Origin of the sequence: Leeia speluncae, assembly GCF_020564625.1 — a bacterium.
GTDB lineage: Bacteria > Pseudomonadota > Gammaproteobacteria > Burkholderiales > Leeiaceae > Leeia > Leeia speluncae.
In genome coordinates this window covers 467,831-481,618 of the sequence record NZ_JAJBZT010000002.1, presented here as the reverse complement: position 1 = coordinate 481,618, position 13,788 = coordinate 467,831, and the positions used below count along the sequence as shown (strand labels likewise).

At 48.7% G+C, this 13,788-nt stretch carries 13 protein-coding genes; 7 read left to right on the top strand and 6 right to left on the bottom strand.

Annotation, left to right across the window (positions count from 1 at the left end):
• The first annotated feature begins 65 nt into the window (after nt 1–65).
• Together gyrB and LIN78_RS05280 are read left to right on the top strand one after the other, a co-directional pair.
• Nucleotides 66–2,525: a DNA topoisomerase (ATP-hydrolyzing) subunit B gene (gene gyrB / locus LIN78_RS05285; RefSeq protein WP_227179246.1), complete on the top strand. Its 2,460-nt coding sequence runs from the start codon at nt 66–68 to the stop codon at nt 2,523–2,525.
• 228 nt (nt 2,526–2,753) lie between these two features.
• Nucleotides 2,754–2,900, top strand: coding sequence for a hypothetical protein (locus LIN78_RS05280; RefSeq protein ID WP_227179244.1), 147 nt, complete (start codon nt 2,754–2,756; stop codon nt 2,898–2,900).
• Nucleotides 2,901–3,015: 115 nt separating this feature from the next.
• On the opposite strand, the gene LIN78_RS05275 is transcribed toward LIN78_RS05280, so the two are convergent.
• Both LIN78_RS05275 and LIN78_RS05270 read right to left on the bottom strand, forming a co-directional pair.
• Nucleotides 3,016–3,450, bottom strand: a complete 435-nt coding sequence (locus tag LIN78_RS05275) for a hypothetical protein (RefSeq protein WP_227179242.1) — start codon at nt 3,448–3,450, stop codon at nt 3,016–3,018.
• Between the two features lie 343 nt (nt 3,451–3,793).
• The gene (locus LIN78_RS05270; RefSeq protein ID WP_227179240.1) at nt 3,794–4,996 is read right to left on the bottom strand and encodes an MFS transporter; all 1,203 of its coding nucleotides are present in this window, start codon (nt 4,994–4,996) and stop codon (nt 3,794–3,796) included.
• 66 nt (nt 4,997–5,062) lie between these two features.
• Here LIN78_RS05270 and LIN78_RS05265 point away from each other — a divergent pair, with 66 nt between their 5' ends.
• Nucleotides 5,063–5,488: a helix-turn-helix domain-containing protein gene (locus tag LIN78_RS05265; protein WP_227179238.1), complete on the top strand. Its 426-nt coding sequence runs from the start codon at nt 5,063–5,065 to the stop codon at nt 5,486–5,488.
• Nucleotides 5,489–5,605: 117 nt separating this feature from the next.
• Nucleotides 5,606–6,745: a Fic family protein gene (locus LIN78_RS05260; RefSeq protein ID WP_227179236.1), complete on the top strand. Its 1,140-nt coding sequence runs from the start codon at nt 5,606–5,608 to the stop codon at nt 6,743–6,745.
• A gap of 18 nt (nt 6,746–6,763) precedes the next feature.
• On the opposite strand, the gene LIN78_RS05255 is transcribed toward LIN78_RS05260, so the two are convergent.
• Nucleotides 6,764–7,690 carry a LysR family transcriptional regulator gene (locus LIN78_RS05255; RefSeq protein ID WP_227179234.1) on the bottom strand — a complete coding sequence of 309 codons (927 nt, stop codon included), beginning with the start codon at nt 7,688–7,690 and terminating at the stop codon, nt 6,764–6,766.
• 60 nt (nt 7,691–7,750) lie between these two features.
• On the opposite strand from LIN78_RS05255, the gene LIN78_RS05250 reads away from it, so the two are divergent.
• Nucleotides 7,751–8,431, top strand: a complete 681-nt coding sequence (locus LIN78_RS05250) for a LysE family transporter (RefSeq protein ID WP_227179231.1) — start codon at nt 7,751–7,753, stop codon at nt 8,429–8,431.
• 87 nt (nt 8,432–8,518) lie between these two features.
• Here the strand turns inward: LIN78_RS05250 and LIN78_RS05245 are convergent, their stop codons facing one another.
• Nucleotides 8,519–9,232 carry an NUDIX hydrolase gene (locus LIN78_RS05245; protein WP_227179210.1) on the bottom strand — a complete coding sequence of 238 codons (714 nt, stop codon included), beginning with the start codon at nt 9,230–9,232 and terminating at the stop codon, nt 8,519–8,521.
• Nucleotides 9,233–9,346: 114 nt separating this feature from the next.
• Here LIN78_RS05245 and LIN78_RS05240 point away from each other — a divergent pair, with 114 nt between their 5' ends.
• Together LIN78_RS05240 and LIN78_RS05235 are read left to right on the top strand one after the other, a co-directional pair.
• Complete coding sequence (locus LIN78_RS05240; protein WP_227179208.1) at nt 9,347–10,159, top strand: ribose-phosphate pyrophosphokinase-like domain-containing protein; 813 nt, start codon at nt 9,347–9,349, stop codon at nt 10,157–10,159.
• A 51-nt stretch (nt 10,160–10,210) separates the two neighbouring features.
• Entirely contained in the window at nt 10,211–11,899 is a 1,689-nt protein-coding gene (locus tag LIN78_RS05235) for a nicotinate phosphoribosyltransferase (RefSeq protein WP_227179206.1), read from the top strand.
• A 118-nt stretch (nt 11,900–12,017) separates the two neighbouring features.
• Here the strand turns inward: LIN78_RS05235 and LIN78_RS05230 are convergent, their stop codons facing one another.
• Together LIN78_RS05230 and LIN78_RS05225 are read right to left on the bottom strand one after the other, a co-directional pair.
• Complete coding sequence (locus LIN78_RS05230; RefSeq protein ID WP_227179204.1) at nt 12,018–13,517, bottom strand: methyl-accepting chemotaxis protein; 1,500 nt, start codon at nt 13,515–13,517, stop codon at nt 12,018–12,020.
• 74 nt (nt 13,518–13,591) lie between these two features.
• On the bottom strand, nt 13,592–13,738 hold the full coding sequence (locus tag LIN78_RS05225) for a hypothetical protein (RefSeq protein WP_227179202.1): 147 nt from the start codon (nt 13,736–13,738) through the stop codon (nt 13,592–13,594).
• Nucleotides 13,739–13,788 lie beyond the last annotated feature (50 nt).

Here is a 13,788-nt window from a genome sequence, read left to right as displayed (position 1 = left end):
GTTTAGCAGAATTAATTGAGCATTAACCATTGGTTTCACGTGAAACCGGAGTTGAATACATCCCCATGAGTGATCAAAAACCACAAAACGACAATAATGGCTACGATGAAGACAGCATTCAGCAGCTAGAAGGTCTAGAAGCGGTTCGTAAACGTCCTGGTATGTACATTGGTGATACTTCTGATGGTACTGGTCTACACCATATGGTTTTTGAGGTGGTAGATAATGCCATTGACGAAGCCTTGGCTGGCCATTGTGATGACATTAAGGTCATCATTCACCCAGATAACTCGATTTCGGTTTCAGATAACGGCCGTGGTATCCCTACTGGGATTAAGTTTGACGATAAACACGAACCTAAACGTTCTGCCGCTGAAATTGTGATGGTGGTATTGCACGCTGGTGGCAAATTTAACCAAAACAGCTACAAAGTTTCTGGTGGCCTTCATGGTGTGGGTGTTTCATGTGTTAACGCGCTATCCAAATGGTTAAAGCTAACGATCCGTCGTGATGGCAAAAAGCATCAGCTAGAATTCAGCCGCGGTAAGGTGATTGATCGCAATATTGAAGTGGTGAATGGTGTAGAAACCTCGCCATTGAAAGTGGTGGGCGAAACCAAAAACCGTGGTACAGAAGTACATTTCCGTGCAGACGAAGAGATTTTTGGCAAAGTAGAGTTCCATTACGAAGTGCTAGCAAAGCGCTTACGTGAACTTTCTTTCCTGAATAACGGTGTGAAAATCGAGTTGATTGATCAACGCGATGGTCGCAGTGAGAACTTTGCTCACTCTGGCGGGGTAAAAGGCTTTGTGGAATACATGAACCGCAGTAAATCGGTTCTTCATCCACGCATTTTCCATTCTAGTGGCGAAAAAGACGGCATTACCGTTGAAGTAGCGATGCAATGGAACGATAGCTATAGCGAAATGGTGCAGTGTTTTACCAACAATATTCCGCAACGGGATGGTGGTACACACTTAACTGGTTTGCGTACCGCGATGACACGTATTCTGAACAAGTACATTGAAGAAAACGAGATCGCTAAAAAAGCAAAAATTGAGACTTCTGGCGATGATATGCGTGAAGGCTTATGCTGCGTATTGTCGGTAAAAGTGCCTGAACCAAAATTCTCTAGCCAGACCAAAGACAAATTGGTGTCTAGTGAAGTACAGCCAGTGGTACAAGAAGTGGTTGCCGCTAAACTGGGTGAATTCTTGCTAGAAAACCCAATTGATGCAAAAACTATTACCAGCAAGATTGTAGAAGCTGCTAGAGCGCGCGATGCTGCACGTAAAGCACGTGAACTTACCCGCCGTAAAGGTGTGCTAGATGGTGTTGGCTTGCCGGGTAAATTGGCAGATTGCCAAGAAAAAGACCCTTCACTTTGCGAATTGTACCTAGTCGAGGGTGATTCTGCGGGTGGATCGGCCAAACAAGGCCGTGATCGTAAATTCCAAGCCATCTTGCCGCTTAAAGGTAAGATTCTGAACGTTGAAAAAGCGCGTTTTGATAAGCTAATTGCCTCGCAAGAAATTGCGACGCTGATTACAGCGCTTGGTTGTGGTATTGGTAAAGACGAATACAACCCAGAAAAACTACGTTACCACCGCATCATCATCATGACGGATGCGGACGTGGACGGTGCGCACATTCGTACCCTGTTACTGACCTTGTTCTATCGCCAAATGCCAGAATTGGTAGAGCGTGGTCACATCTACATTGCCCAGCCACCACTTTACAAAGTGAAGCAGGGTAAAGAAGAGCGTTATTTGAAGGATGAACAAGAGCGTAAACGCTTCTTGCTGTCTAACTGCTTACGCGATGCAAGCCTGATTGTGACCAAAGATGCGGATCCAATTGCAGGCGATGCACTAGAAAGCATTGCGAACGATTACTTGCTAGCAGAAGCAGTGATTGATCGTCAAAGCCGCATCATTGACAGCAGCGTATTGCATAGCTTGCTAAACCACGTTGAGCTAAGTTTGGCGAACGAAGCAAGTGCAGCAGCTTCTGCAGATGCACTAAATGCAATTGTGAACGACAAAGAAGTGAAGATTGAAGCAGATCTAGATGCTAGCGATAACAACTGGTATCTGAAGATTACTCGCCATGTTCATGGCAACTATAATATCACTTACTTGGGCCAAGACTTCATTGATAGTGGCGATTACCAACAGCTGAAGAAAACTAGCCTAGTATTGGCTGGTTTGCTAAAAGAAGATGCCGTTATTCGCCGGGGCGAAAATGAACGCAAAATCCGCAGTTTTGGTGATGCACTAGAGTGGCTACAAGCCGAAGCGAGCAAAGGCATGTACTTCCAGCGCTACAAAGGGCTAGGCGAGATGAACCCGGAACAGCTGTGGGAAACCACCATGGACGTAACGGTGCGCCGCTTGCTGAAAGTACAGATCGAAGACGCGATGGGTGCCGATGAGATCTTCACCAAGCTAATGGGCGACGATGTCGAGCCACGCCGTGCGTTTATCGAAAGCAATGCGCTGCGTGCGGGGAATATTGACGTTTAAGTTTGTAGTGATCCTCTGATGAGGTACATTTAAAAAATTTGCTTAGTCCTTGCTCTTGGCTTGTTGGCGATGGCGGTATTGGGCTTGGCACTGACAGGAGAAAGAGCAACAGCCGCGCTATTCGATTTCTGGAAATTTAGCGAGAACAAGGGTGGGCATGGGATCGACCTTGGTGCGAATTCCAGCTTTCGGTTCCTGACGCTCTGCGTCATGGCTACCGGAGCTTGTATGGCACTGGCACCACTTGCGAAGGAGTGGAATAACAAGCTGCTATACCGATTAGCGACGGTGGCTGGTACCGTTTATTTCATCAATGACTCACTAATGCTCTTATTGGTTTCGAGCGGTTTGGCGTACTTGATCTGTGGCCGCTAGCCCAAATATTTTTGGATATGTGGGTGGGAATCCGGTAAATACAATAGACTCATTCGGACTTGAGACTCAATATTCTAGAAAATTGAGAAATCTGTAGCTTGAATGTCTCATTTTTTTAGTAAGAATCCGCATAGCTGTCGCAAAAACATGCGAGCTCATCTTCATTTCTTATGTTGGCGTAGAAAATGCAGCCAACCCTGTTCGGGTCTTCTAGATTGCAACTAAGTCGGGTTTCTTTTTCGCCCCTAAATTTGACATCGAGATTCAGTACTGAATTGCCAGAAGCCTTAAAGCGAAGTTCCAGCTTCTTTCCAATATCGCTTCCTTGTTCCTTTTGTTTCTTGGGCTTCAAGAGAACGTTATTTGCGCCCATGGGTTTTCCGTTGAGGAGAGTCTGTGTGATTACCACATCGCCACTTGAGCGATTCATGATGTACAGACTGTGCCTGTTCGGAATGAGATAAATAATTCCAGCCAAAGTGGCAATCATGACAGTCAATACTGTCATGATGATCGTGATGATGCGCCCCATTTTTGTTAATGAAATCATCACATCTCCTCCTTCACAAAACTCATGTGCATGGCATGCTGCCCCATATTCACCACTTCATCCACCAGCAAGTCCTTTACGCCCAGAACTGGTTAACACCGGATCTAGGCTGGCAAGGTTGCAGAGCTACATGGCTAGCGAAGAGGGTGTTCTACCTAAGAGTGGTGCAATCTTTTTGATAGTGGAATTACCTTTGGTGAATTGCACGAAGGGCAGTTGGCAATAAAGATTAATCGCTATCAGCAACTCGTTTCTTGTCCAGTTTTTACTAGCCATATTGATTGATGCCTCATAGATGAGTGAATCAGTTTACCTTTTACGTTATGTGATTTGAACAAGCTAACTAGCCCTTCGTGTGTTTTATCACCCCCAACCCCACCAACATCCCGCAACACACTAAAAACGTCAAAACCATTCCCTGACTAATTGCCGCTGCGCTGGCGGTGGTGAGTACACTGCTGCCGCTTGCCACACTAAACAGTTTTCCCATCAGGCTGGTGCCAAGGATCAGGCCCACGTTACGCGAGAGCGTCAGATAGCCAGACACAGTCCCGCGCTGGTTGGCGGGGATGTCGGTAAGCACGTGGGTATTGTTGGCGGCTTGAAATAGCTGGTAGCCAGGGGTAAGAACGGCGATGGCGATCAGGTAGCCGCTAATGCCGAGCAGGGCGGGCAGGCTGGCGACTAGCAAGCTGCCGAGGATCAGCAAGCCATGTCCCCAACGGGCGACACGGGTACTGCCAAAGCGGTCGACCAGTTGGCCGGCAGGGATGCCGCTGATAATCGAGAGGATCGGGCCAATGGCCATGATCATGCCAATCTTTGCGGGTGGGTAGCCAAGGGCAATGGCATGGTAAAAAGGGCCGACGATCAGGGTGGTCATCATTACCATGGCGACGATTAGGTTGGCGAGTAGAGGGTGGCGGAGCGGGCGCAGGTTGGGTCGCTCGGTGGCGAAAGTAGTGGTTTGCACCGAGCTAGTGGGCAGATAGTAAATACCCAATACAAATGCGATGACGGCCAAGGGGATCTGGACCAGAAAAATACCGGGCCAGCCTTGCCAGACAATCATCCAGCCGCCGATAGAGGGCCCCAGCGCGGTGCCGAGGGCGGAGAGTGTGCCGAGTAGCCCCATGGCTTTGCCAACTTGATCCGGGGCGGCGTGTTGGCGCATGAGCGCCATGGATAGGGTGAGCAGGATGGTGGCGCCGATGCCTTGCAGGGTGCGGGCGGCGATCAGCCAGTAAATGTGGCTGGCCATACAGCACAAGGCACTGGCCAGCGCAAACAGTGCTAGTCCACTTAATTGCAGTGGTCGCAGGCCATAGCGATCCCCTAGTTTACCGACGAGGACGGTGGCGAGCGTCATGCTGGCAAGGTAGGCAATGATGACCAGTTGGACTTCGGTAAATCGGGCATGGAATGCCGCGATCAAGGTGGGTTGGGCGATATTGACAATGCTGGTGCCGAGCGAGGCCAACAGCATAGACAGCCCAAGCGCCAATCGAATCCCGCCGATGCGGGCGTGAGGGGATGGGGTGGACATGATTTTTCCTTGTTGGGAGTGGCAGACAGGATTAAGATAAAAGTTCAAGTCAACTTGAAGTCAAGCATGAAAATTCTGGATATTGGCGAGGTATCCCAACTGAGCGGGGTACCGGCATCGGCACTGCGGTATTACGAGGAAGTCGGGCTGATTGCGGCAGTGGGCCGCCATGGGCTGCGGCGGCAATATCACGAGGATGTGTTGTTGCGGTTAAAGCTGATCGGGTTGGGGAAAACCGCGGGGTTTTCGCTGGAAGAAATCGCGGGGATGTTTGGCAGTGATCAGGCGTTGGCGCTATCTCGCCCGTTTTTGCATCAGCGGGCGGATGAGCTGGATCGGCAAATCCAGCAGTTGATGGTGCTGCGCGATACGCTACGCCATGTTGCCGATTGTCCTGCCCCCTCGCATCTGGAATGCCCGACTTTTCGGCGCATTGTGAATCTGGCGGGCAAGCAGTCGGTCAGGCGGCGTAAACGGGCAGCTACCGATTAAGTGGGCCGCCGCGTTTCACGTGGAACGCCCGCGAGTGCATCGAATACATCGACTAATCGTTGCATTTTATGCATCGATTAGCTTGCGTCGTGGCAGACATATGCCTAGTATCTCTATATGGAAAAATATTTACCTATCTATATTTGGCAAACTGACGCGTGGCCCAATTGGCAGTTTGAGATGGCTGATTTGGCATTGCCGTTAGCAGATGCTGCTCGTGCACAAGGCATGCTATACGGACGGTTGGCGGACATTGGCTTTGCACTGCGTGAAGAAGCCAATTTATTAGCGATAACCGAGGATGTGATCAAGACCAGCGAGATTGAAGGGGAAACCCTGAATGCGCAGTCGGTGAGATCATCGGTGGCGAGGCATTTAGGGGTAGACATAGGCGCTTTATTGCCAGCGGATCGTGCGGTCGACGGTGTGGTAGAAATGGTGCTGGATGCCACGCTGAATGTGAATAAACCGCTGACAAGCGATCGTTTGTTTGGTTGGCATGCGGCATTATTCCCGACAGGCTATTCTGGCTTATCCAAAATATCAGTAGGGGCGTGGCGGGATGATCGTACCGGGCCCATGCAGGTGGTGTCTGGCGGGTATGGGCGACAGCGCGTGCATTATGAGGCACCACCCGCCACGCGACTAAGCCATGCAATGCAGCAGCTATTGGATTGGATGGCATCCGATAGCGGTTTACATCCATTTATTCGGGCAGGTATCGGGCATTTGTGGTTTGTGACGTTACATCCGTTTGATGATGGAAATGGGCGAATTGCCAGAGCGATTGGGGATTGGTTGTTGGCAAGCGGAGACGCCAACCCGCAACGCTTTTATAGTGTATCGGCACAAATTCAGCGAGAACGAAATGCTTATTATGAAGTGCTAGAGCGTACTCAAAAGGGATCGATGGAGATTACGCCATGGCTGACGTGGTTTCTGGGGATTCTCGCACGGGCGATGACCCAAGCGTTGCAAGTACTTGACTCCGTGTTATTCAAGTCACGCTTTTGGCAGCAATGGGCAAGTGTGCCAATGACCGAGCGGCAGAAAAAGGTGCTGAACCGCTGGCTAGATGGATTTGAGGGCAATATGACCAGCCGGAAATGGGCAGCGATTGGTCACTGTTCGAAAGATTCTGCGGTGCGGGATATAAATGAGTTGATCGAGCTTGGCGTGCTGGCTAAAACCGAAGAGGGTGGGCGCAGTAGTCGCTATGTGCTTTGCCTAGGGGCTGGCGAGAAGAGAACTGACTGAATTGTCTTTCGCTACACTTCATTTTCCTTCTATCCCGATCACGCCTGCCCGCCAAGCATCGGTTTGGTAGAGGATGGATTTGTCTTTTAGATACCGAATGGTGGTTTGAACAAGGTCTGATCGGTAGTTAGGGCTGGTGCAGGTGATAAAGAGCGGGCGGGATATGCGGAATGGTAGTGGGGCTTGCCGGACGCCGACAGGGGTAGGGAAGGTGGCTAGGTTAGACATAATGCTAAAGCCTAAACCTTGGCGGATGAGGGCGAGCAGTCCGCTGTCGCTATTCATTTGCCGTGAAACGGTGAGGGGAAATCCTGCCGCTTGGCAGGCATCACGGATGATCGGGGCGGCGGCATTTGCGGATTCGATATAAGGCTGTTGCTTTAGCAATGGCCAATCTTTTGGCAATTGATAGTGCCAACTACTAGGCAGCACCAGCCGAAAGTGATCTTGCAGATAAGGGATGCTGTGCCACTCGGTGGGGATGTGATAGCTGCTAATACCCAGATCTGCCTCGCCACTTTCTATGCGTTCGTTCACCGCAATGGAATCTTTGCAGCTATCGTCTACTTCTATTTGCAAACCGGGGTGATCTATTGCGAGAGCTTCTAATACGCTGGGAAGTAAGTGCGTGCTGACACTTCGAAAACAGGCAATTTTTACTAAACCAGTTTGGCCTACTTGGTTGGCCATACCGGATTCGATCCCTTGTACTAAACGTTGAATTTGCCTTGCTTGCTGTGAAACCTGTAAGCCTGCCGGTGTTGGCGTGCAGCCATTGCGATGGCGATTTAGTAAGCGAACCCCTAGATGGGTTTCTAGTTCTTGGATGGCATGGCTAATGCGGGATTGTGTACAACCGAGTTCGGTCGAGGCTGCACTAAACCCGCCGCAATCGATGACGGTAACGAGCATGTCTAATTGCTGCAGCTTGATTGTTGACGCCATTTTTTTATCCATCGAAATAGATAATAGATACTAGCAAAGTATTACTAATTTCGGTAATCCATGATCGATGCTTTTGCCAAACTGTTTATCAGGATAAAGCCAAAGACAGAAGGTAAAAAAATGGGTGGGATCATTTTGCATGTGGGGTTGATCTACTTACCGTTAGCAATTAGCCCGGGGCCAAACTTTTTGGCGGTGTCACGGATGGCCTTAACGGGATACCGTTTGCAGGCCATGCTTACTGCACTGGGTATTTCTACAGGGTCGATTATTTGGGCAACTTTAGCGGCGAATGGGCTTGGTTTGATTGTGACACCACAAACGATAGGGGTGATTAGTTTGCTGGGTGGTTTGTATCTTTGTTGGACGGGGGGGAAGATCCTCTGGCAATTGAGGCGTCAAAACCGGCTGCAATCGACAAATGAGGTTGTCCAAGGAGTACGGCCTAGGGTGGCGTATTTAACGGGCGTGGTGACGTGTTTAACCAATCCGCAAGCCTTGGTATTTTTTACGAGTGTGTTTGCTGGGGTGTTTGCGACAGATATGTCTGCCAATGTACGGTGGTGGTGCGTACTGACGGTCGCGCTAATTTCTTTACCGATTTATCAGTGCCAAGCGACCGTATTGTCGCATCCACAATTGCAAGTGCGGTATCTCAAAGTGAAAACTGGGGTGGATTTGGTTTGTGCGGGTTTATTTTTGTGGGCGGGATTAAGACTATTAGCCAAAATCGTTAGTTGATTGCCCCTATCTTTTTTCTTTTCATGGCGAGTGAACTACTCGCCATTTTTTATGCCTATTTCCATTTGTCATAGGAAACATTGCCAACTAAGACCAGCAAGCGCGTTTAAACAGTTTGAGATGATTGACTTTGAATAAGCGAGCGGGACGTTGGTTACCGCCTTTGAATTGATCGGTCGCGATCAAAATTTCTGCTTCATCGGCACTTTCGCCTGGAATGGCGTCGCCGACTTTGATGCCTAAGCGGGAACGAAATGTCCCACGAGAAACGCTTTCTCCAAAGATTTTTTCATAAGTTTGTTGGAGCTGGGTCAAGGTAAACAGTTCTGGCAGTAGCCAACAGGGCAGGGTGGAGTAGCTCGATTTATTTCTTACCCGTTCTACCGCATCTTGGATTTGAAGCTGATGATCAAATGCCATCGTTGGTAGGTTGTCTACGTCAAAGAATTGGAACACCTCTTTCTCTGCTTGTTTGAGCGCCGACATGGGGATTAATGCCACATGAGAAATAGACACAGACCAGCCCCGTGGATCCCGGGAAGTGTTGGCATAGGTTTTAAGTTGTTCTAAGTAGCGGGGTATTAGACCCGTTTTTTGATTAAGCACCCGAAAAGCAGCTTTTTCTGCGGATTCATCTTCATTGGTATGGATATATCCGCCCGGTAATGCGAGCTGATGTTCATAGGGTGATTGCTTGCGCTGATGCAAGGCCACTTGCAAACCGTTGTCCGATAGCGTGAGTAATACGACATCAATTGTCACAATCGGCGATTGGTAATTCTGGTTTGTTTGGGCTTCCATGATGGGCCTTTGAAGAAGAATAAGTAAATTTTAGCATTACTTAGTTGTAATATCCAACTAAGTGGCGTTATACTGAATTTAGTTAGTTGATATTTACGACTAAGTGAGGCGAATATGATCCAGGTTTCTGCAGTGTTAAATGATGAAAGCGTTGTGAATGTGCCGATGCAATCGATGGTTTTTCCGGGCGGCGAGGTGCACGTCAGTGTAGAGACGGTACGTTTTGCAAAAGAAATAGTAACGACTGCGTTGTTAACGGATTCACAGCAAGTGATGCAACTGCTGATGGTAAAAGATGCAATTAATCGCTTGTATCCATTGTTGCCTAAACGATTGGTGATGCCATACGTGCCTTATGCCAGACAGGATAGAGTGGCGAATCCAGGCGAGGCGTTGGGTGCAAAGGTGTTCTGCCAACTGGTGAATCAACTGGATTTTTCTGTGGTGGAAGTAGAAGACCCACACAGTGATGTGGTGACGGCGCTATTAGATAACGTGGTGGTTAAAGATCCGCTTCCTAGTCTAACGCGTTTACAGCAGCGCTTAGGTGCCGTGGCATTGGTTGCGCCGGATGCTGGCGCTAGCAAACGCGTTTTCAAACTAGCAAAAGGGCTAGGCGTACCGATGTTGCAAGCAGAAAAGGTAAGAGATACCCAAACCGGACAAATTACCGGCAGCCGCATGCAAGGTGAGTTACCAAACCTGCCTTTGTTGCTGGTAGACGATATTTGCGATGGTGGCAAAACGTTTACTGCATTAGCACATGAAATTCGACGTGACATGCAAGTGAAGGGGTATCAGCAGCCACTCTATTTATTTGTGACGCATGGCATTTTCAGTAAAGGGTTAGATGAGTTGTGCCATTACTTTGATGGTGTATTTGCAAGACATAGTTGGATAAGTGATCCACGTTGTCAGTTAGTGTAGTGGGCTAGTCGATCTTATCAAAAGAACAGAACAATGAAAGCGAGTCAGATCATGAGTACGCAAGAAAAAAACCGCCAGCAACCGTTTAATTTGGCCGACTTTTACAAGACTGGCCACCCAGCGATGTACCCAAAAGAGACCACAAGATTGGTGGCTAACTTTACACCACGTTCAGCGAAATACGCGCCGGTATTGAAATCGTTATTTGATAATAAAGTGGTGTGGTTTGGGTTGCAGGGGTTCATTAAAGAATATTTATTAGACTTGTTTAATCGCGAATTTTTTGCCCAGCCAAAAGCAAGTGCAGTACGTAAGTATCAACGTCGGATGGATACGGCATTGGGGGCTGGTGCGGTAGATGGTGGTCGCTTGGCGGCCTTGCACGATTTAGGCTATTTGCCATTAGAGATTCGTAGTTTGCCAGAAGGCGCTCGGGTAGATATTAAAGTGCCACCGATCATCTTTATGAATACCCACCCCGATTTTCCATGGGTAGCAACCTACTTTGAAACACTATTTAGTTGCGAGACATGGAAGCCATGTACCGTTGCGACCATGGCGTTTGAGTTCAGAAAATTATTAGATTACTTTGCCGCCATGACCGGTACGCCGGCTGCTTTTGTCGATTGGCAAGGACACGATTTTTCGATGCGGGGAATGAGTGGCGTGCATGATGCGATGCGCTGTGGTTCTGCTCACTTATTATCGTTCACCGGCACCGATACCATCCCTGCCTTGGATTACTTAGAAGATTATTATGGGGTGAATGCCGAAGATACGCTAATTGGTGGATCGATTCCTGCCTCTGAACACAGTGTTATGGCGTTGCGCATTTTGCTGACCTTGCAACGTTTGAAAAAAGCAGCACCAGCAGGGGCTGATGAGTTTGCGATTCGTCGGCAAGCAGAATATGAAGTGGTTAGAGAGTTCGTGACCAAAGACTACCCAAGCGGGATGGTCTCGATTGTGAGTGATACATTTGATTTCTGGAATGTGATTACGGTGATCGCCAAAGCGCTTAAACCAGAAATTTTGGCGAGAACGCCAGATGCGCTAGGAAACGCCAAAGTGGTGTTCCGGCCAGATTCCGGGGACCCTGTTCGCATAGTGGCTGGGTATAGGGATGCTGAACTGGTGTGCAATGCAGGCAAACCCGTATTAGACGAGAACGACCTTTATACCGTCGCGGAAACGGGGCTAAAGCTAACAGAAGCGGAGCGCAAAGGGGCGATTGATTGTTTGTGGGAGATATTTGGCGGCACTACAACAGAGAAGGGGTTTCGCCAATTAGATTCGCATGTCGGGTTAATTTACGGTGATTCCATCACGCTAAAACGCGCGAGCGAAATCATGACACGCTTGGCCGAAAAAGGCTTTGCCTCTGGTAACGTGGTATTTGGGGTGGGCAGTTTTGTTTATGGTATGCACTCTCGCGATACCTTTGGTTTTGCCTTGAAAGCGATTTATGCGGAAGTGGCGGATGAATGTGTCGATATTTATAAAGACCCTGCTACAGACGACGGCACCAAAAAATCGGCGCGCGGCATGATTCGTGTAGAAGAAGAAAATGGCAAGTTTGTGCTGTATGAACAGCAAACGATGGAAGAAGCCAAAGGGGGCGCATTAGTGCCGGTGTATCGCGATGGTCAGTTATTAGTAGAAACCACTCTAACTGAAATTCGCCAACGGCTGAAAGCTTCTTGGACGATTCCTGCTGCTGGTAGTTTGACGTTTGAATAGCCTGTAAGAGTAAAGAGAGGATCGTTTCACGTGAAACGCCCCATGTAGTTTGAGGCTACACGGGGCGTTTTTTCGGCTGCCATTTGGTCAATTAGTCAATTAGCAATTTGGCCAATCATTACACTTTAAAACGAGAAACCGCTTCGGACAAATGAGTCGAGACGCGTTCTAGTTCCATTCCGAGTGCGAGGTTGCTATTCACTGCCGCATTACTTTGGTTGGCCATTGAGGCGACGGTTTCTACCTGATGGGCAATTTGCTGGGTGACCTGATTTTGGTCTCTTAAGGTAGTAGAAATGCCGGCGATGATATTGCCTACTTCTTGTGCAGAGGTGGTAATGGCATCGATAGATTGCCCGGCTTGGGTAGCGAGTTCTACGCCTCTGTCTACCCGGTTGACCGCTTCATCAATGGAGCTAAGTGTCGCGGTTTTACTATCTAGAATTTCCTTCATCATGCCGCCGATGTCTTGGGTGGCTTGCCCGGTACGTTCGGCTAGTTTACGCACTTCATCTGCAACCACCGCGAAACCTCTGCCTTGTTCACCGGCCCGGGCGGCTTCGATGGCTGCATTGAGTGCAAGCAAATTGGTTTGATCGGCAATTTCTTTAATTAGCCCAACCACTTGTACCACGCGATCGGATTGTGCACCGAGGCGCTCGACGTTTTGCGCTGAGTTACGAATGGTTTCCGCAATGCTGCCCATTTCATTGACCGCTGCCTTGACCACATTTGCACCTTCTACGGCGGCTTGGCCAGAATGTTGTGCGCGTGTGCTGGCGTTAGCTGCTTCATCGGCCAGATGGCTGACGGTATCGGTGAGGGTATGAATGCTCATGTGCATATTGTTTGCGGCATGGGTTTGTTTTTCCATGTTTTGGCTAACAATTTGCGAATGACTGCTGAGTTCGGTCATGGTGTGGTTGACGGTAACCGATTGATGCTTAATGGCTGCAAACGTGGTACTAAGTTGCTTCTGCATATCCAGAATCGATTGCAACAGCGGATATTGTTCTGCAGACACATTACTACTGATGCGTAGGTTTCCTGCGGCCACTTCTTTGGCAATACTACCGACGAGCGCTGCTTCGATGGCTTCATTACGTTGGCGAACCGCCATGTAGACCAGCACGGCCGTTTCAAACACCACGAACAATGCATGTAGAAGCACAATATGGAAACTACTTCCTGCATTAAAAACAATGATCCCGGTGTTAGCGGCTTGCAGCTGATTAAAGGCCAAATGATGCACAGCAATCACTGCCGCTGCAGCGACGATGGGTTTCCAATCGCGGAAGTAGAGTAAGAAAGCCAATAGTACAAAGATGATGAAGTGCGCTTCACTCATCCCTTGGCTTTGCTGAATAAACTGCCCAGAGAAAATCATAAACGCCGCAGCAATCGCTAACCGAGAAGCGAGGCTACCCGGGTTTAGTTTGCTGATGAGGAGCGGAATAAGTAATGCAGGTAAGCCAATCCCAAAAGCAATGGCCCACGAATTGGTGACACCACCGACAATTAATCCACAGAGGAATAAAACCCCTAGGGTAATGTGCATGATGCGTTCGGCCTGTTGTCGGACGGGGGCTAATATGGCTTCTTCGTTTTGGTTGCTCATTACGTACTCACTCTACGGCGGTTAGTTAATTAAATAGCACGGTATATAAGAGAGGGAGATATACCGTACCAAGGTTACTCATTCGTGAATGCACGACAAATTGCCCCAAACACAGGGTTTTGTCGATGAAACCAATATAAGGCGACCATCGAATACATGAGCCAAATGGCCAACAATAGCCACGTCAGTTTGTTGGTTGATAGGGTTCTTTTTGATTTCATGGTCGTACATCCAGTTGCAACACGATTGGACTCGATAGACCGTATGGCGC

Coding starts and splice junctions, on each gene's coding strand:
- gyrB (WP_227179246.1), top strand. CDS start 66: ATGAGTGATCAAAAACCACAAAACGACAATAATGGCTACGATGAAGAC.
- LIN78_RS05280 (WP_227179244.1), top strand. CDS start 2,754: ATGGCACTGGCACCACTTGCGAAGGAGTGGAATAACAAGCTGCTATAC.
- LIN78_RS05275 (WP_227179242.1), bottom strand. CDS start 3,450: ATGATTTCATTAACAAAAATGGGGCGCATCATCACGATCATCATGACA.
- LIN78_RS05270 (WP_227179240.1), bottom strand. CDS start 4,996: ATGTCCACCCCATCCCCTCACGCCCGCATCGGCGGGATTCGATTGGCG.
- LIN78_RS05265 (WP_227179238.1), top strand. CDS start 5,063: ATGAAAATTCTGGATATTGGCGAGGTATCCCAACTGAGCGGGGTACCG.
- LIN78_RS05260 (WP_227179236.1), top strand. CDS start 5,606: ATGGAAAAATATTTACCTATCTATATTTGGCAAACTGACGCGTGGCCC.
- LIN78_RS05255 (WP_227179234.1), bottom strand. CDS start 7,690: ATGGCGTCAACAATCAAGCTGCAGCAATTAGACATGCTCGTTACCGTC.
- LIN78_RS05250 (WP_227179231.1), top strand. CDS start 7,751: ATGATCGATGCTTTTGCCAAACTGTTTATCAGGATAAAGCCAAAGACA.
- LIN78_RS05245 (WP_227179210.1), bottom strand. CDS start 9,232: ATGGAAGCCCAAACAAACCAGAATTACCAATCGCCGATTGTGACAATT.
- LIN78_RS05240 (WP_227179208.1), top strand. CDS start 9,347: ATGATCCAGGTTTCTGCAGTGTTAAATGATGAAAGCGTTGTGAATGTG.
- LIN78_RS05235 (WP_227179206.1), top strand. CDS start 10,211: ATGAGTACGCAAGAAAAAAACCGCCAGCAACCGTTTAATTTGGCCGAC.
- LIN78_RS05230 (WP_227179204.1), bottom strand. CDS start 13,517: ATGAGCAACCAAAACGAAGAAGCCATATTAGCCCCCGTCCGACAACAG.
- LIN78_RS05225 (WP_227179202.1), bottom strand. CDS start 13,738: ATGAAATCAAAAAGAACCCTATCAACCAACAAACTGACGTGGCTATTG.